The 16461-nt window shown below is 63.2% G+C and carries 21 protein-coding genes; 14 read left to right on the forward strand and 7 right to left on the reverse strand.

Annotation, left to right across the window (positions count from 1 at the left end; translation table 11 throughout):
• Positions 1-238 precede the first annotated feature (238 nt).
• Positions 239-673 (forward strand): MucR family transcriptional regulator, encoded by a 435-nt coding sequence (locus tag J2X36_RS19430; protein WP_310352823.1) that lies wholly within the window; start codon positions 239-241, stop codon positions 671-673.
• A gap of 494 nt (positions 674-1167) precedes the next feature.
• Here J2X36_RS19430 and J2X36_RS19435 read toward each other — a convergent pair whose 3' ends face one another.
• The 4 genes from J2X36_RS19435 to J2X36_RS19450 all read right to left on the reverse strand — a co-directional run bounded on the left by J2X36_RS19435 (position 1168) and on the right by J2X36_RS19450 (position 3737).
• Positions 1168-1470: a hypothetical protein gene (locus J2X36_RS19435; protein ID WP_310352824.1), complete on the reverse strand. Its 303-nt coding sequence runs from the start codon at positions 1468-1470 to the stop codon at positions 1168-1170.
• Positions 1471-1613: 143 nt separating this feature from the next.
• A complete protein-coding gene (locus J2X36_RS19440) occupies positions 1614-2549 on the reverse strand; it encodes a YsnF/AvaK domain-containing protein (RefSeq protein ID WP_310352826.1) in 936 nt (311 codons plus the stop codon).
• Positions 2546-3082, reverse strand: coding sequence for a YsnF/AvaK domain-containing protein (locus J2X36_RS19445; RefSeq protein ID WP_310352828.1), 537 nt, complete (start codon positions 3080-3082; stop codon positions 2546-2548). Before J2X36_RS19445 ends, J2X36_RS19440 begins: the two co-directional genes overlap by 4 nt.
• A gap of 460 nt (positions 3083-3542) precedes the next feature.
• On the reverse strand, positions 3543-3737 hold the full coding sequence (locus J2X36_RS19450) for a hypothetical protein (protein WP_310352831.1): 195 nt from the start codon (positions 3735-3737) through the stop codon (positions 3543-3545).
• 274 nt (positions 3738-4011) lie between these two features.
• Between J2X36_RS19450 and J2X36_RS19455 the strand changes: the two genes are divergently transcribed.
• The 6 genes from J2X36_RS19455 to J2X36_RS19480 all read left to right on the forward strand — a co-directional run bounded on the left by J2X36_RS19455 (position 4012) and on the right by J2X36_RS19480 (position 8558).
• Positions 4012-4422, forward strand: a complete 411-nt coding sequence (locus tag J2X36_RS19455) for a response regulator (RefSeq protein ID WP_310352833.1) — start codon at positions 4012-4014, stop codon at positions 4420-4422.
• Positions 4423-4479: 57 nt separating this feature from the next.
• The gene (locus tag J2X36_RS19460; RefSeq protein WP_310352837.1) at positions 4480-4953 is read left to right on the forward strand and encodes a response regulator; all 474 of its coding nucleotides are present in this window, start codon (positions 4480-4482) and stop codon (positions 4951-4953) included.
• Between the two features lie 499 nt (positions 4954-5452).
• Positions 5453-5632 (forward strand): hypothetical protein, encoded by a 180-nt coding sequence (locus J2X36_RS19465; RefSeq protein ID WP_310352840.1) that lies wholly within the window; start codon positions 5453-5455, stop codon positions 5630-5632.
• 1604 nt (positions 5633-7236) lie between these two features.
• Positions 7237-7902 carry a hypothetical protein gene (locus J2X36_RS19470; RefSeq protein WP_310352842.1) on the forward strand — a complete coding sequence of 222 codons (666 nt, stop codon included), beginning with the start codon at positions 7237-7239 and terminating at the stop codon, positions 7900-7902.
• A gap of 12 nt (positions 7903-7914) precedes the next feature.
• On the forward strand, positions 7915-8283 hold the full coding sequence (locus tag J2X36_RS19475; protein WP_310352843.1) for a DUF3768 domain-containing protein: 369 nt from the start codon (positions 7915-7917) through the stop codon (positions 8281-8283).
• Between the two features lie 86 nt (positions 8284-8369).
• Positions 8370-8558, forward strand: coding sequence for a hypothetical protein (locus J2X36_RS19480; RefSeq protein WP_310352845.1), 189 nt, complete (start codon positions 8370-8372; stop codon positions 8556-8558).
• A 234-nt stretch (positions 8559-8792) separates the two neighbouring features.
• On the opposite strand, the gene J2X36_RS19485 is transcribed toward J2X36_RS19480, so the two are convergent.
• Positions 8793-9056, reverse strand: coding sequence for a helix-turn-helix transcriptional regulator (locus tag J2X36_RS19485; RefSeq protein ID WP_310352847.1), 264 nt, complete (start codon positions 9054-9056; stop codon positions 8793-8795).
• A gap of 188 nt (positions 9057-9244) precedes the next feature.
• On the opposite strand from J2X36_RS19485, the gene J2X36_RS19490 reads away from it, so the two are divergent.
• Together J2X36_RS19490 and J2X36_RS19495 are read left to right on the forward strand one after the other, a co-directional pair.
• Entirely contained in the window at positions 9245-9592 is a 348-nt protein-coding gene (locus tag J2X36_RS19490) for a hypothetical protein (RefSeq protein ID WP_310352850.1), read from the forward strand.
• The gene (locus tag J2X36_RS19495; RefSeq protein ID WP_310352854.1) at positions 9589-10431 is read left to right on the forward strand and encodes a hypothetical protein; all 843 of its coding nucleotides are present in this window, start codon (positions 9589-9591) and stop codon (positions 10429-10431) included. Before J2X36_RS19490 ends, J2X36_RS19495 begins: the two co-directional genes overlap by 4 nt.
• Before the next feature lie 376 nt (positions 10432-10807).
• Here J2X36_RS19495 and metB read toward each other — a convergent pair whose 3' ends face one another.
• A complete protein-coding gene (metB, locus tag J2X36_RS19500) occupies positions 10808-11965 on the reverse strand; it encodes a cystathionine gamma-synthase (protein ID WP_310352857.1) in 1158 nt (385 codons plus the stop codon).
• Between the two features lie 373 nt (positions 11966-12338).
• On the opposite strand from metB, the gene J2X36_RS19505 reads away from it, so the two are divergent.
• A complete protein-coding gene (locus tag J2X36_RS19505; protein ID WP_310352858.1) occupies positions 12339-13082 on the forward strand; it encodes a 5-formyltetrahydrofolate cyclo-ligase in 744 nt (247 codons plus the stop codon).
• Positions 13083-13524: 442 nt separating this feature from the next.
• On the forward strand, positions 13525-13776 hold the full coding sequence (locus tag J2X36_RS19510; RefSeq protein ID WP_310352861.1) for a ketosteroid isomerase family protein: 252 nt from the start codon (positions 13525-13527) through the stop codon (positions 13774-13776).
• Between the two features lie 120 nt (positions 13777-13896).
• On the opposite strand, the gene J2X36_RS19515 is transcribed toward J2X36_RS19510, so the two are convergent.
• The gene (locus J2X36_RS19515; RefSeq protein ID WP_310352873.1) at positions 13897-14445 is read right to left on the reverse strand and encodes an Rrf2 family transcriptional regulator; all 549 of its coding nucleotides are present in this window, start codon (positions 14443-14445) and stop codon (positions 13897-13899) included.
• Between the two features lie 250 nt (positions 14446-14695).
• On the opposite strand from J2X36_RS19515, the gene J2X36_RS19520 reads away from it, so the two are divergent.
• From J2X36_RS19520 to J2X36_RS19530, 3 genes are all read left to right on the forward strand, one after another.
• Positions 14696-15835, forward strand: coding sequence for an HPP family protein (locus J2X36_RS19520; RefSeq protein WP_310352864.1), 1140 nt, complete (start codon positions 14696-14698; stop codon positions 15833-15835).
• Positions 15836-15919: 84 nt separating this feature from the next.
• Positions 15920-16243, forward strand: coding sequence for a hypothetical protein (locus tag J2X36_RS19525; RefSeq protein ID WP_310352865.1), 324 nt, complete (start codon positions 15920-15922; stop codon positions 16241-16243).
• 75 nt (positions 16244-16318) lie between these two features.
• Positions 16319-16461, forward strand: a 143-nt coding sequence (locus tag J2X36_RS19530) for a CoA transferase (protein ID WP_310352106.1), incomplete at its 3' end; no start/stop codon positions are given.

Below are 16461 nucleotides of genomic sequence, written 5' to 3' on the forward strand. Positions count from 1 at the left end.
CCAGCAGGATGAGCGTCAGCACCACCGAGATCAGGATCGAGCCCAAGCAACCCAGGCGGTTGGAAAAGAAAAAGAACATACCAACCGAATGCTAAATGCGGCACGAAGGTTCAGGCCAACAGACCGCGCAACCCTTTCGGGCCTCTTCCCGTTTCTCGCCGCGCATACCTGCTTGGCTCTCGCAGAGCGAGGGGCTGAACAAGCGAACTCACGCGCAAGCACGAGACCGGGAGAGGACGTGTCAGAGGCAACGCAGCGTGGCGCAACCGCGCTTACTGAGACCGCAGCCGATATCGTGTCTGCCTACGTCTCTAGAAACCGGCTTCCCGCCAGCGAGCTTCCGGACCTATTCAGAAGCGTCCACTCGGCTCTGAGTGGGCTTGCGAGCGGCGCAGCTCAGCCCAATGCTGAGGAAGAGGTCGAGAAGGCCACGCTTTCGCAGATCCGCAAATCGATCACGCCGGACGCGCTGATCTCGTTCGTTGACGGCCGGCCGTACAAGACGCTCAAGCGGCACCTCGCCAGCCACGGGCTCGACCCCTACAGCTACCGCCAGCGCTACGGCCTGCCCAACGACTACCCGATGGTGGCCGCGGCTTACGCCGCCCAGCGCTCGGAACTCGCCAAGGGGAGTGGTCTCGGAAGGGCACATCGGCCTTCTGCAAAGGAGTAACGCCGTACTACTGTCTGAATGCAGAACAGGCCCGCCTTGCGACGAGTCTGTCTGGCAACCTTGGCCCTCGGAACCCAGCCAACTTCCTCGAGTTGCCAGAAGGCGACCCTGGTATTGGCGTTCCAGAGCCGCAACGCTCCTTGCGTGTTTTCTCCCTAGACTTCGCGCCTTCCTCAGGGGCGGTCCTTTTGCTAGGTGGTTGCCGTAGATTAACTTGTGGGCAGCGCTTTGGTTTGTCAGCAACGGACCGGCCAATCAGCCGATCCATCGCCGAGGCCAGGACGTCGACAGCGTGGATCAGTTCACTGCATGGTCCTCTCGGCCTTGCTTTCGCAGGGGCCTCCGCAGCGATCCTGATGGTCTGGCTCGCCATCTGAGGCGGGAAGCTCAAGGGCTGTCGGAGGTGGCATCAACAGCGTCGCCGCTGCCGAAGCTGACGCTCGCGAGCTTGCGAAAGCGGTCTCGAACTGACAGTCCACTGGATCTGCGTGCTCCTACCCCGCCTGGGAGATGCGATCCAAACCTGGGATCAGCGTGAGCTTGGGCCGCCTGCTGCCGGTCAGAAACGTCACCTCTGCTGAGGTCTCGTTAACCTGCACGACATGGACGCGGTACCCCATGCGCGCGGCCATGACATGAGCCTGATTGAGCGTTGTCGCTGCACAGCGAAGCGTGAACTCCCGCTGACCCGCGGCCATGCGGGCCAGCGCCAGGCCAATCTCGACACCCTCGTTGAACGCCTCGTCGCGCCCCGGAAACCGCAGGCGCAAGCCCGCCTCGACATGGATGTGACGCATCGCAGCCCCGCGCAGATGCGTCAGTGCAGGGCAGGCGCCGTTAACAGATCTTTACCGGACGCCCCGGCGACCACCGGACGGACACGTCTTCCGGACCCGGTGTGGCGGGGCAGCACCACCCGAGGGCTGCCCCCCGTCTAGCCTCAGCGGCTCCGGTCCGTCGTGCCGGTTGTGCCCGTGCGGCTCACGTTGCCGCGCTCATCCTCGACTTCGACCTCGGTGCGCCGCACCGTGTCGCTGACGGTCTCGGTGCGCTGGGTCGCGTCCTTGCGGATGCCGACCTCCTCAACGACGCGCGTGTCCTTGGAGACTACCGCCTCCTCGCTGCGCTCCGTCGCCTCGATGGTCTTCTCGGCAAACAGCGCCTCATCGGCCGCGGTAACCGGGCGGTCGACGGGACGCCGCTCGACTTGCACGGATTCCTCACGCAGACTCACCTGCTCCTCAACCGGCCGCTCAACCGCGTAGGAGCGCACTCGCACGCGGCCGTGTTCCGTCACCCGCTTGCCGACGTTGAGGCGCTCCTCGACGACCGGGATCGCCTCTCGGTCACCCGTGCCGGTCGAACCCGTACGCAGATCCGCCGCCCCCGCGCGCGTGTCAGCCCCCGTCGACTGTCCGGTCACCGGAATGCCGCCGGCCGCCTGCGCGCCCTGGCTGCTTGCGCCGGTCGCGTTGGAGGCCGTCCCTGCCGAGGTCGCCGTGTAGCCGCTCCAGCCTTCCTTGCGCCAGCTCGCCTCGCGCTCGTCGAGATCGACCGAGCCGTGCTCCTCCAAGATGTCGATGGCAGCGGCAACCCTGCTGTCGTCGACCGACGCGCTCAGCAACGTGCCGCCGCGGCTCAGGCCCTCGCTGTAGGTGTAGCGATCCTCATCCGGCATGAACGCATCCTTCAGAGCTGCCCAGAAGCCCCCCTCGTCGCGGGTGCGGTCGTACGAGCCCGTGCTGCGGGTCGCAGTCGTGGAGGAGCCCGGCGTGAGCCGGATCGAGCTTTGCGGGAAGCCCGCCGCGATGAGCTTGCTCATGGCCGCCTGAGCCTGAGCTTGGTCGTCGTACATGGCCGTGATCGTCTGCGTCATGAACCCGTCTCCTGTGGTGGCACTTCCGTGATCTCCCCCTCGGGGCTCACGCGTTCGACCACGGCGCGCTGGCGGCGCAGCGTGACCGGAACCTCGACCTCCTCGCCGGAGGTGGTGCGGTGGACGTGGACCTCTTCGCGCAGGACCAGCCGCTTCTCGACGACGAGGACTTCCTCGAGGACAGGGATGATGGTCACCCCGCCCTCTTCTCGGATCTGAGGAGCAGCCTCGCCCTCGCGGAGCGTGCGATTGACCGGCACGCGCGTGACACCGACAGCCTCATCCCGCAGCGTCTCGCGCAGGATCTGCTCGACCGTGTCCGTGTGCGTGCTGACCCGAACGCGGCCCGTCTCGACGGCACGTTTCTCGATGTGCGCCGTCTCCTCGACGACTGGGATGACCGTCTCGGCGCCCGACTCAGCCTTCAATGAGGTGCCGCCTGCCGAGGTGGTAAGGTTCGATGATGAGGCAGAGCTCAGCCGGGGCTCGTCAGCCTGCGTCGTGCCCTGCGGTGTTTTGGGATTGTCGCTCATCCTGCCTTCAGCCTGTCCGCTGAGTCGAACCGGCTGCGACTACGTAGGTTCCACGTATGTTAACGGATTTTACATCTGCGCAGCTTGCGTCCGCCGAGTCCAGTTCTGAGAGACGGGTGCAATTCCGGATGGCTGATTCCGGCCGAGAGCAGAATGGCGGCCTTCGTCATCTGAACTGCAGAAGCAGACGTTCATCGCAGCTCGAGCGATCACCGACGGGACCGGCACGGGCATGCTGACGGGAGCCGAATACAGTGAAGGTGGCAACGGGGCGGTGGCAGGCAGGCGGACACGCTGCTGAGATCCGTCCTCGGCCCTCGTCGACGGGATGTCTTTAGAACTTGCGGACTGGCCGGTCCGGCATCGGCGTGGGCGCCTCGCCGAGGGGGTATCGAACCGTTCGTCTGCAGCGTCGGCGGTTCCTGTGACAATGCTCTCGCCGAGATGGTGATCAGCCTGTTCAAGGCTGAGATGATCCATCGGCGCGGGCCTTCATGATCGCCATGAACGGGTACTCGGTTTCCCGTGCGCAGGACTTTTTGGCTTGAAGGTACAGGCCATAGTTTTCGAAATGCCTCGGACAGTCGTCCTCCGCCAGCGCCTCTGCTGGTAGAATGGCAGCCACGATGATTACTGCTGCAATGCGAGAATGCATCGTTTCTCCGGCCTGATGTGCGGCAATTTCGGCGAAGGCCGCTCAGGCTGATGCCTTGCTGCGATCAGCAACGACGGCACGAACGGGGTAGCTAACGCCTGCGTTCCCGCGAGCTGGGAGGTTTTCGGCACGAAGGAGGAATACCCCTGAGGCTGCAACCGCGGCTGCACAGGGACAACGGGTCACTGTTCCGGTACCGGCCAGGCTGCCTTAGAAGGCTTGCCTCCGCTTCATGCCCCCGCTGGCCCCCGCGCTTTGCATTCATGAGGTACCCTTGAACGCCGCTGCAGCAGACGGCCCTCCCTTTGCGTCACCACAGGTCGAAACGATCCTTGTGGTTGAGGACAATGTCATGAGCCGCGTCGCGATCTGCGCTCCCCTGCGCGACGCGGGCTACAAGGTTGTAGAGGCCGCGTCAGACGCTGAAGCGCAGGCCATCCTTCGAGCGTTGCCGGTCGATTTGCTGTTTCTCGACCTGCATCTGCCGAGCAACGCGGAGGGGTTGGCGACGGCCGCGTACGCGAAGCGCGTTCGACCTGCCATCGCGATTATCTTCACCTCAAGCCGGCTGCGCGATGACGATGCGCTCGCGGTTGAAACTCTGGGGTCGTTCATCCCCAAGCCCTATCTGATCTCTCGCGTGCTGACCCTCGTTCGGAGCAGGCTGGCTCCTCCTGACGCGTAGTACCTCTGGAACCCATAGCCGGAACCTGAACGCATCCCTCTTGGTTGAAGCGTGACCATGAGCACGCTGCCACCCGATATACTGCCGCTCGAGGGGGCCCCTCCGGGTCACACCATTCTGGTGGTCGATGACGAGGTGCTGATCCGGCTTGTTGTCGCCGAGTACCTGCGCGAGTGCGGCTATCGTGTGCACGAGGCGGCAAACGCTGACGAGGCAATGGCCGTACTGAGCACGCCCGAGATCACGGTCGATCTTGTCTTCTCCGACATCGAGATGCCTCAGGGCTCGATGGACGGCTTTGGCTTGGCGCGTTGGGTTCGCGCGAACCACCCTGCGGTCAAGGTGATCCTGACCTCGGGCGCGGCTCGTTCAGCCGACATCGCGGGAGACTTGTGCGAGGGCGGTCCGCTGATGCGCAAGCCCTACCCCACACAGCACGTGGTGGACCGCATCAAGCAGCTGCTCGCGAAGGCTCAGCGCAGCACCGGGCTTGGGGAGCAGAATGCAATCTCGATGAGAGCCGCCCGCTGATCGCTCGTCAACGCCCCGTCTGAGCGCCTGCGGTCGGGAGTGCCGCGCGCAGAAGCCGGCAGGGCCCCTGTTGTGCCCGGACCGTTTGTGAGCGACGCTCGCCTGCAAAGCGCATCCGACAGCGCTGCCCTTATTATCATTCTCGGCTTGAACGTCGCCTTGATGGGCCGGGTACGGCACAGAGGCCCCGCGGGGCCCCATTTCATCCAGGCTTCCGGTCCCATTCTTCGAAGTGATAGTGGTGTTGGCGGACCCGTACGTGAACACGATCAGGCACCGTGAAGCGGATCAGCCTCGGTGGCCCGTACATGCGAGCAAAGCTCGTCCCGGAAGAGATCTCAACGAAGCTGACCCGCGCCCAGATGTGTACCACGGGCACCGCTGGGGTACGCGATCCCCATTTGCCCACAGACGCACAATCCAGTTGCGCGCTATCATATGCTTAGGAATCTTATTGTAGCTCCGAACGGCGCAGATGGACGCTTTACGGAGGTTGCCGATGCCAGAGACCATGCGCCCCGTCGTGCTGTCTGTACGCGCGTTCAAGGGGTTAATGGCGATCGACGGGGGCGACACGGTCGTCGTTCGGTTCGAAGCGCCGGATGGCCGAGAGATCGCGCTACTCGTCCCGAAGAAGGCCCTCGCCGACCTCCGGCTTCTGCTTGACGATCACCTGTAGCGTTCTCGGTCCGCTATGGCACCGACATTGGAGTGCGGGCGTTAAGCTTACAGAAGCTCAGCATCTGCCCTTTCGAGGCCACAATGCGTCTCTTCCATGTAGATGCTGCCGGCAATATTTAGGAAATATCATACCCGGCGGCAGATCAGGAGACGCAAATGCTCCTTGTCCGCGCGGTCATACCGGGCATTCTGGTGCTCTGTGTACTCGTTGCTACCATGATGGCCCTCGAAGACGCCCCTGTCGCGCAGCAACTAGAGTGGGCTCTCGCAAAGACCCTATCAGCAAGCTGCCTGCAGCAGGTCTCAAGCACCGACACCGAGGATGCACGTTGGATCGATCCTCCACGCCGCCCCTCCGAACCATTGCGGTTTGAGGCCACCGCTACCGATAATGCGGGAAATGAGGAGCAATATGCCCTTCGATTGAGCCGCGAGTAGTCAGCCGCTCCGTAATCTACTTAGCTACCGCATCAGCCGCAGCCACCACCGCCGTATCGGGCACGTGGGCATAGCGGGCCGTGACGCCAGGCACGCTCTGACCCAGCAGGCCGGCGATCGTAAGTTCTGAGTGTCCGCCGTCAGCACTCGTGAGACAGATTGAGGCACTCCGCGTACCGAGGACGGCTGGCGCGCGCTCAGTTCGCCCCGATTTGGACGGTACAGGCTCACTGCTGAACCGTTGGTCGGTCGCGCCCGGCTCCGGTCTCACATCTTCCTGTGCGGCGGATGTTGCAGGTGTGCGACGACGGTGAAATCCCTGTTGGACTAGCACTTTTTCGCTCTGGCTGGCCGCCTGCAGAGAGCTACCCTCTCTTCCAACCTTAGACCTCCGGCCCGCCATGACCGCCGCGTTCGATGCTCTACTGCTCAGGCACCGGGAAGCTCTCGCAGTCGCTGCGAGCTCGTGCCTCTTCCTAGGCAGCCTGATGCTTGGGACATGGCTGATCTTCTAATCGCTCTTCAGCCCACGCCCACATTTCGCGAGAGGCTCGATCTCGATGCTGTAGGGGGCATGGAGCGTCGCTGCCCATGGGCAACCCACGCCACGGCCAGCGAAGGTGATCAAACTATCGCCCCGAACGGCGCAGCGATTACGCTCCGCGTCGCTCTTCGTTCGCCACGGTCTCAATCGCTCGGCGAAGGTGCGCCGGGGGAAGCCGCGTTGCGGCAGTGGAAGTGCCGCACCTCCAGCTGCAGCTGTAGGGCCTTGCAGCTGGCCAGGAGGTCGGCGGTCCGCTCGCCTGGACCGCAAGCCTGAGCAATCTGACACCTTACAGCAATCCTTCAGATAAAGGGGCATCAGTACAACGTGTCGGTGGGATGTCGCGCGTAATATCCGAACGAAATCAAAATTCTGGCGAGCAGATGCAGCCCTTCGAATAGATATAACGCGGTAAAATCATCCCTGAGTTACTAGCTCGAAATGCAGCACTGTTGACACAAAGACTATAATCCTATATGGTAGCTGCCGCGCTGATGCATTTGGCAGCCGACTGCCAGTGTCGTGACCCGAGGCTGTCGCTCAGCCGAAGCAGCCATGCTCAGCAGCACGATCCACACGGAGGGGCCTGCGGGCCCCTTCTTCATGTTCGGAGAAGATCCATGACCAGTGAGAAGACCCAGACGACCTCCAGCAAACCAGCTGAGAACAGCACCTCTGCGCTCATCGTGTTCGGGCTCGACGAGTCTGGGAAGCCGCATGCCTCCAGCTTCACGGAGGCCGATGCCGCTTTGGCCGAGCGCGCCGCCGGGCTGATGGGCATGCGCTGCCTGAAGGTCGCCACCGACGAGCACCGTGCCGAGGCTGCCAGGCTGCCCCAGGGCCGGGTGTTTGCCAGTGGCCGTGCGTTCGTGCCCTTCGTCAAAGCGGCCCTGTACGCCCGCCTCACGGCCATGCAGGGGCATACCGCGCCTGAACCTGCCCCGGTAGGCGCCACGCCCGACACGCCGCAAGCCAAGGGTTCGCCAAATCCCTCGCTCGAAGGCCACCCTGTGGCTGGTAGTGGCATCACCTCGAAGCCGCCCGCCGAGTTGCCGCACGCGGGCTCCACCCATCGCCCGACCAACTGGGAGCAGATCCGCGTCGGCAGCGTGGTGCTCGCGCCGGAGCACGACGAGGAGAGCTGGTGGCCCGCCATCGTCATGAACATGCCCTCAGCCGAGCGGCTGATCCTGAAGTGGCGCGACACCTTCGACGAGCCCGCCTTCGCTCGCCAGCGCAGCCAGATCGGCCTGCTCAATCCAGCCTCGCTCGCGGCTCAGGCTTGAAGGGGTGCCGCCATGATCATCGGACCGGAGCAGCACCATGGAGCCGCAAACGCGGACGACCGAACCGCCAAGGTTCGTGCGCTGAATGACCTCTTCCGGCGTACCTTCGTCGGCGGTCAGGTGGTTGAAACGCCCGGCGTCACCGCGTTGCGCGAGGCTAAGCGCATTGCGCTTCTCCTCGCAGTTCGGCGCTTTGCTGACTTCAATGCCGACAATGACCCACACGGCGAGCACGATTTCGGTGCGATCGAAGTCGGCGGGGAGCGCTTCTTCTGGAAGATTGACACCTACGATCGCGCCCTGCTCGGGCACTCACCCGACCCAGCCAACTCGAGTGTCACAACGCGCATTCTCACGATCATGCTAGCCGAGGAGTACTGAACATGGCGCCTGATCAGCCCCAATCTGGCGAGCATCTTGGTCGCTCCAATCCTGCGGATGCGTGTACGTGCTCACGTGGCGTCCTCATGCAGGCCCTCGATACTGTGTCGAGCCTCGGCTCGGACGAGCTTGCGGCCGTGCTCGCTGAGGCCGAGGTGCAGCGGCCAGGTGCGCGGATCGCATTTGCAGCCGCTCTGAAGCACGAAGCGCAACAACTCGCGGCTTTATCGAGTCGCGCATTTGCGGCCGCTGATCGTTTGGCTGGCCAGAAATGACGTCTGGTTCGGCCGGATTTTCTCGTGAATAGGTTTTCGCGAGCGCCTGACATTAAGGTGCCCGCGCGAACCGATTAACCCGCAAAGCCTCGACGTAGCTGTCGAAGCTAAATTTGAGCCGCAGCGGGACACTTACCGCAGAGCTTCAAAGCGTCTGCTTTTAAGCCATTCTGGCGAGGAGTACTGAGCGTGCCTCCCGATCAGCTTCGAGCAAAAAATCTTTTGCAACACTTCTCAACGAGCTGGCCGTCGTCCTGGCCTCAGGGGCTGGGGCGGTGCTGCGCTCGCATCAACTGGGGTGAAGAACTCCGCCACATCGACCGCCAGGGCTTTTGCAAGCCGCTCGATCAGGTCAACCGAGGGGTTGAATGTGCCGCGCTCGATGCCGCTGACGTAGGTGCGATCGACTGCAGCATCGACAGCAAGGCTCTCCTGAGAGAGACCGCGCTCGGTCCGCAACCTGCGAAGATGCCACGCCACGCGGGCTCGCCCGTCCATGACCGGATGGGCACCAGCTTGCCCGGGCTAAAACCATCGAATATGTTCGACATAATACCCAGCCGGCCAACATTTTGGTGCACCCACGGCAATCAATTGACCCAGCGGGCTCCGGCGATTCGTCCCTTGTCGGATTTCAGCGCGCGGGTGGCAGACCAGAACCAGGGGGAAACGCGATGAGAATTGCCGTGCTGATCATCGGCTTATGCCTCACGATGATCGTTGGGCTGCAATCCTGCGCTATCGCTGTCGGCGGGCGCATGGCAGCAGACAAGGCGACTTCGGGTGGCGGCGCTGTCGGCGTACTCGTCGCCTTCCTTTTCATCCTCGGCTCAGCTTTCGCCCTTGGGCTACCTCGTCTCTCAGCAGGCATATTTCTGCTGGCTGGTGTCCTTGGCCTCATCACCGGCTCAACCACGGTCTTCAAGGACATGAACATTTGGGGCGGGATCGCCCTCATCCTTTCTGTGATGGCTTACCTTGGCAGTCGCGAGTTGCGACGCAAAAAGGAAGTTTCGCAGGTCGCCGCCCGATGAGCTGCCTGCGAGCTCGACGCAAGCCGAGCCATCCGACGCGATGCTTTGTTGTTGGCCTTATGGTGCTGGCTGGTTCGTTCAGCCTCGATGTGGCCCCAGCCGCCGCGCAACGAGCCCGGCAACAGCAGCGGATCTCCGATCAAACCCTCAGCCTGAATCCAGCCTTTCAGTTCAGCCAAGGCAAACAGGCAGCCGTGTCGTCACCGGACTGTAAGTCCGTTGCGGATGCCGATGGTTATTTCGCGGGACTATTCACTTCATCCATCGCGCTCACACGATTGAGCGGCCTGTCGGCGACGTTCAGTTTTCTATCTTACGCCTACAGCGGCAAACTACCTGAACGCAATTACGCGAACGTTGATGAAATTTTATTGCAAAAGATGACCGATGGCAGCTTCCGTGTTTTTACCGGTGGGCGACAAATTGGTATTTTCTGCGGTTTTGCGGAGCCTCAGTTTGTCAGCGCAGAATGGGCGATGGCTGGGATCGAGCGACATGCGCTGTACGTCGATCTTCCACTACCCTCAGAGCTCGAGAAGCTATCTGATGCCTACCAAGGTCTAAGCTACGAGAAGGTCAGAGAGTCTATGCAACTGCGTGGCTTTCGGCCGGTCACCCTTGGCATGCCTGTAACAGAGCGATGCAGTCCCGGCATAGAAAAACTGTGCAGTCGCTATTCGGAAGCGGTTTGTCAGCGGGGTCCACTCGACGTGACTTTCTGTCAATTCTTGTGGAGCAACGCCACGGGTGAGTCCGTTGAAGTGTCTGCGCAAATTGGTCAGATCGCCAGCTTCTACATCGAGTCGAGGGTGACGGGTCTGAATCCAGCTGGGAAGTGACCTGGATCACTACCGGAGGCGGACGGTCTCGGCTGCCGCTCGCGCCTCAACAACCAAGCCGTCCAGGACCACCTGCGCCTCGCCAATGGCCTCCGGATCTGCGCCGCGTGAGTTCTCAGTTCAGGGTTGGCTGAAGCGACGCGGTCGCACGATCGAAGTGGAAAGCTGGCAACGATCCATCCATGAGTCGGCGAGCGGCCTCGTCGATCACCGGGAACGGCACAATGAACCACTCCTGCGGCCGGAACGGGCGACCAAGCGATCAGGCAGGGTAAGGTTGGATCTCAGACGCAGAAGCAAATGCGTTTTGCGGTTCAGACCGGCGCCTCAAAGTCGCCTTTGGCAGGCTTGCGGGATAGGAACGGCAGCGTGCCTATCAGCGGAGCGCGTCGAGGCCGCGCGGGAGGCCAGCGACAAGGTCGTCCTCAGCCTCCAGCCCCACGGAGAGGCGCAGCAGGGTAGCGCTTATCCCAGCGGCATGGCGAGCCTCCGCGCCCATGCTGGCATGGGTCATCGTCGCGGGATGAGCGATCAGACTCTCCACGCCACCGAGCGATTCCGCGAGCGTGAACCCATCCACAGCCTCAACGAACCGCCGTACCTCATCGGTGCCGCCAGCAAGCTCGAAGCTCAGCATGGCGCCGAAGCCCGCCTGCTGCGCCTGTGCGATCGCGTGGCCGGGATGCGACGCGAGTCCCGGATAGTAGGTCGCAGCGACCTTCGGGTGTTGTGCGAGAAAGGCTGCGATTGCTCCTGCCGTTCGCTGCTGCTGCGCGATGCGAGGGAAGAGGGTTCGCAGCCCGCGCAGAGTGAGGAAGGCGTCGAAGGGCGCGCCCGTGACGCCGGTGATGTTGGACCATTCGGCAAGTTGAGCAGCGTCGTCAGGATCGGCCGCTACGATCGCGCCACCCACCACGTCGGAATGTCCGTTCAGATACTTCGTCGTCGAATGGATGACGTAGTCCGCCCCGAGCGCGATCGGCCGCTGCAGGGCAGGGGACAGGAAGGTGTTGTCCACGGCGACCTTGGCGCCCGCCGCCTTCGCGCGCGTTGAGACCGCACGGATGTCGACCACCCGCATCAAGGGATTGCTCGGGGTCTCGATCAACACGAGAGCCGGATCACCTCGCAACGCGGCCGCGAGCGCGGCTTCGTCCGACTGATCAACGAAGGCGACGTTGAACTGGCTCTTGGCCGCCCGCGCTGCGATCAGGCGATAGGTTCCGCCATAGCAGTCGTGCGGAGCCACAATAAGGTCGCCGCTTCCGAGGGTCCCGAGGACGAGATCGATCGCCGCCATGCCGCTGGCTGTGACTGTGGCTCCTGCGCCCCCCTCCAATTGCGCAATGGTGTCGGCGAGCAGCGCGCGGCTGGGGTTGCCGGCCCGCGTGTAGTCATAGGTACGGGCCTGCTCGTAGCCTGCGAAGGTGAAGGTGGTGGTCAGGTAGAGCGGCGGCGTGACAGCGCCGAAATTCATGTCCGTCCCGATGCCGTTCGCAGCGGCGATGGTCTGCAGGCTCTTGTTCAACGACATGGCCGCTCCTTCCTCGATGCTGGGCGATCGTGAGGCAGGCTCCCGGAGTTTCCGGCGGCCGGAAGCCAGGGATCGCCTACATTGTCTGCAGAAACTCGTCAGGAGGTAGGTAAACGCCTCAGCCCTGCTATGCGGAACCTTCGTCTGCTTGGCGAAATCTACCTCGACCTGCCGAGTAGGCGATCCTTGAGCAGATGGCAGAGTTGATGGACTTCGGCGTGGTGACGCGGGATGTTGTGGCACGCACTGCTGGTACTAACGTGGTTCTTCGGTGACGGTCGAACGAAGGCGTGGACAGGCCCGGCAAACCGCCCCTGGAGGATGTCTGGATCGTCGCTGGCGCTGAATGGCTTTGTTGGGGCGGAGTAGTGTCATGGGCACTCAGACGAGGAACCCTGAGAACGATCCTCACCAGCCTGTGGAGGATCCGGCAGCGCCGGGCACCTACAGCTCGCCGCCCTGCTTCATGCACGAGCTCGATCCGAGTTTCGTCGGACTAACCGGTGGATCCGAGCGGGCAGGGGAGCCTCCGCTACCTGCCGGCAACCTCGATTGGCCGGCGATCCGGCAGTGGCGAAAGGAGACGCGCGCGCAACTGATCGAGCGCCGGCTTCAGATCGCCACTGCAGACCGGGTGGACTGGAGCACACGGATCGACAAGGCTGTGGCGGAGGCACTCTCCTCGGCCTCGGGTCAGCTCATCGGCTTCTACTGGCCGTTCAGAGGGGAGTACGATGCACGCACGCTCCTCACCGGTCTGCGCAAGCGCGGGATGCGCCTCGCGCTTCCCGTGGTAGTGGCAAAAGCGCAGCCACTCCAGTTTCGTGAATGGTGGCCGGGTGTGCCGATGGCCCGCGGCGTCTGGAACATCCCGATCCCAGCCGAGGGCGAGGCGCTTCTCCCCGACATCCTGCTCGCGCCGCTCGTCGGCTTTGACGTCTCCGGCTTCCGGCTGGGCTACGGCGGGGGCTTCTATGACCGGACCATCGCGGCGATGCCATCGAAGCCGCAGACGATCGGCGTCGGCTTTGAACTGGCGCGCCTGGGCACCATCCATCCGCAGCCGCACGACATCCGGATGGACCTCATCATCACTGAACGAGCCTCAGCCCCGTAACGCTCCGTCTGCGAACATCCACTTGAGAGACGCGATCAGGTGAGTAGTCATTCCGACCGTCTCCGCGAACGGGCTTGGCTTCAACCCCCGAAGCGAACGACATGTGAGTAGTCACAGCTGCGCTTACTGGCCACAGTGAGGTTTGGAGGACCAGCGTGCCGGCTCAAGCTTCTGACGGAAGCCGCATCCAGTCATGCGCAGGGCGTAATCGGTCGCGCAGGAGCAAACCAGCACAGACCGTTGATGAGGGGTGGGCTCTGCAAGGCAGCTCTGCCTGTGTAGGCTCGTCTCACTGACGTGTAAGGGAGCTGCCCTAGACGAGCATTCCTGACGGAGCGCAGGCGTGAGGAATCCTTCTCCGATCCTGATCGCTACATGGGATGCGAGCAGCGTGAGCCTAGAGCAGGTTCCCCGATGCACTGAACACGAGCATGGAGAGACGATGAGCACGCAAGGTCAGGCAATTGCCGATCAGTGGAACCAGAGCTTCAACAAGGGCGACACTGCCGCACTGGGCAAACTCTACAGCGAGAACGGACAGGTGTTCCCGGCGGGCAGCTCGCCGGTACAGGGACCCCAGGCCATCGCCGCCTTCTTCGCCGACCTGCAGACCAAGGGCTTCAAGGACCACAAGATTACGGTCCAGGATGCTACCGAGAGAAGTGACATCCTTATCCTGACTGGGCGCTGGTAGCTGATCGGCCCCGGTGAAGCGGGCCAGACGCAGAGCTTCGGCGGCAACTGGATCAGCGTCCTGGAGCGCCAGGGCGACGGATGGAGCACCTTGCTCCACACTTGGAACTGAGAACCTCCGTCATCGCCGGCCGGCGCGGCTTGACGTACGGGACTGATCAAGTCGCTCCGACCCGGATGCCATCTGGCCCGAGCTGCCGCCGCTCGGGCCTCCTGCCCGCTCTCTCGGGGTCGGAACAGTAAGCCCGAGCAGCATCGCGATCTCAGCGCCGGCATCGTCTGCTAGCAGGTCAGCCAGGGTGTAGCGATCTAGTACTGCTAAGAATGCATCGAGAGCTTCGCCAAGCACACGGCGGAGTCGGCAAGGTGCCGTGATGGCACAAGCCTGACCTACGAAGCATTCCACCAGCGCTAGATCCTCCTCAGTCTGTCGTATGACAGCACCGACGGTGATCTCCGACGGGGCCTGACCAAGTCGGATTCCACCACCCCGCCCTCGCGTTGTGCGAATCAAGCCAAGTCGTCCGAGTTGATGCACAACCTTCACGAGGTGTGTCTCTGAGATGCCGTAGGCACGTGCGATCCCGGCGATCGAGCTCTGCTGCGGCTCATGAGAACCCACGTAGATCAGCGTGCGCAGAGCGTAGTCGGTGAAGCGGGTCAGGCGCATCAAGCCTCGCTTTCAGGCATATTGCATACCAGTGTTGCAAATCCTGCGTTTGAGCGGTAAAAGGTTTATTGAACATCTACCTTTGAGGGTCGTTGGTGCCAACCTCGTGCGTTCCTGACGCCATATTCTGGTCCAGGGTTCCGAGCGGCCGTTGAGATGTGGTCCCCAAGGCCGGGCTCTTAGCTGCGAGCCGGATTGGTTCTCACGGTGGTCGACAAGGTTCTTCTTCACCCTTGAGGCGAGCTCCTACATGTCCGGATCCATCGGCACATCACGGCGCAGCGGACGCGTTCCCGGCTTCCGCCTGTTCCGGCCGATTCTCGCCGGTGCGACTCTGCGCGAGCGTCTCGTCGCCTGCCTGGGAGCCCTGGTCGGCATCACGATCACGGGGCTGATCTGCGGCTGGTTCTTCGGCGGAGGACCGCACATCCCCCTCATCGTCGCCCCCATGGGCGCATCCGCGGTGCTTCTCTTCGCCGTGCCGGCGAGCCCGCTCGCCCAGCCCTGGCCGGTCATCGGCGGCAACACGATCTCGGCCTTCGTCGGCGTCTTCGCGGCTCATCTCATCCCAGATCCCGTGGTGGCGATCGGCGTCGGCGTCTCGCTCGCGATCGCGGCGATGTCGGTCACGCGCTCGCTCCACCCGCCGGGAGGCGCGGCGGCCCTGACGGCGCTCATCGGCGGCCCGGCCGTCACGTCGGCTGGCTACTGGTTCCCTTTGTTCCCCGTCTGCCTCAACTCGGTGATCCTGGTCGCGCTCGGCATCGCCTTCCACAAGATCTCGCGCCGCAACTATCCGCACGTGTCCGCGGCGGCGCCGGTGAACACGCACGGGACGGCCGACCTGCCTGCGCCGATCCGCGTCGGCTTCAAGCCCGAGGACGTCGACGCGGCGCTGGTCACGCTCAACGAAGCGCTGGACATCGACCGCTCGGACCTCGACCGGCTCCTGCAGCAGGTCGAGCTGAACGCGCTCAGCCGGGCGCACGGCGATCTCACCTGCGGCGAGGTGATGTCGCGGGACGTGGTGACGATCGGCCTCGACGGCGGCGCCGCGCGCGCCCGCGACCTGCTGCTCGCGCACAATATCCGGACGCTGCCGGTGGTCGATGCGGGTGGCCGGCTGGCAGGCACGGTCGGCCTGCGGGAACTGGCGCTGCGGGACGTTGGCGGCCTCGCCGAGGCGATGTCGGAGGCCAGAACCGCCTCGCTCGATGATCCGGCGGCCAGCTTGGTCCCGACGCTCACGGACGGGCGGACACACGCCATCGTCGTCACCGGCCCCGACCGGACGGTCCTCGGCGTGATCACGCAGACCGACCTTCTGGCGACCCTAGCCCACACCGCTTCGACGAAGGCGTTCGAACTGCCGAGCATGACAGTCGCATAAGCGGTCCACCTACAGAACCTGAGCCTCAGCAAAAGGGCAGTCGCGACGAGTTCAGCAGGCATCCAGCACCGAAGGGAGCCACAGATGAGCACCATCGATCGCTTGAGACAGCGCAGCGCTGACAACAAAGTCGGCGAAGGGATACACAGTGAAGTCCCCGAGCCGTTGACCCGTGCGCATCGCGTGCTCGCCCAATTCCAGATGCTCGCGCCCGAGATGCGCTCGCGTCGTTGGGCAATTAGCCTAGCTCGAACCGAGGGTGGGCTGTCATTCAATGGTGCCGGGGTGACGTTCTTCGTATTCGAAGACCTTTCCACGCTGTTCCTTCACGACGAAGGGCTTCGCCTCGGTGGCATGCAGCAGAATAACTTCTTCGAGCATCCCTATGGCGAGCGTGTTTACCTCTGAGATCCTTCCAAAAAATAATCCCAACGGAGTTTGTGGCCGTATCGTTTTCTAATCATTGCAGCCAGGGAGTTTCCCATGAGCAAGGCTCTCGAAGGCGTGAAGATCCTCGACTTCACGCACGTACAATCCGGCCCCACCTGCACGCAGCTCCTCGCGTGGTTCGGTGCTGACGTGATCAAGGTCGAGCGGCCCGGCGCTGGCGACGCGACCCGCCAGCA

This window comes from Methylobacterium sp. BE186 (assembly GCF_031457035.1).
GTDB lineage: Bacteria > Pseudomonadota > Alphaproteobacteria > Rhizobiales > Beijerinckiaceae > Methylobacterium > Methylobacterium segetis.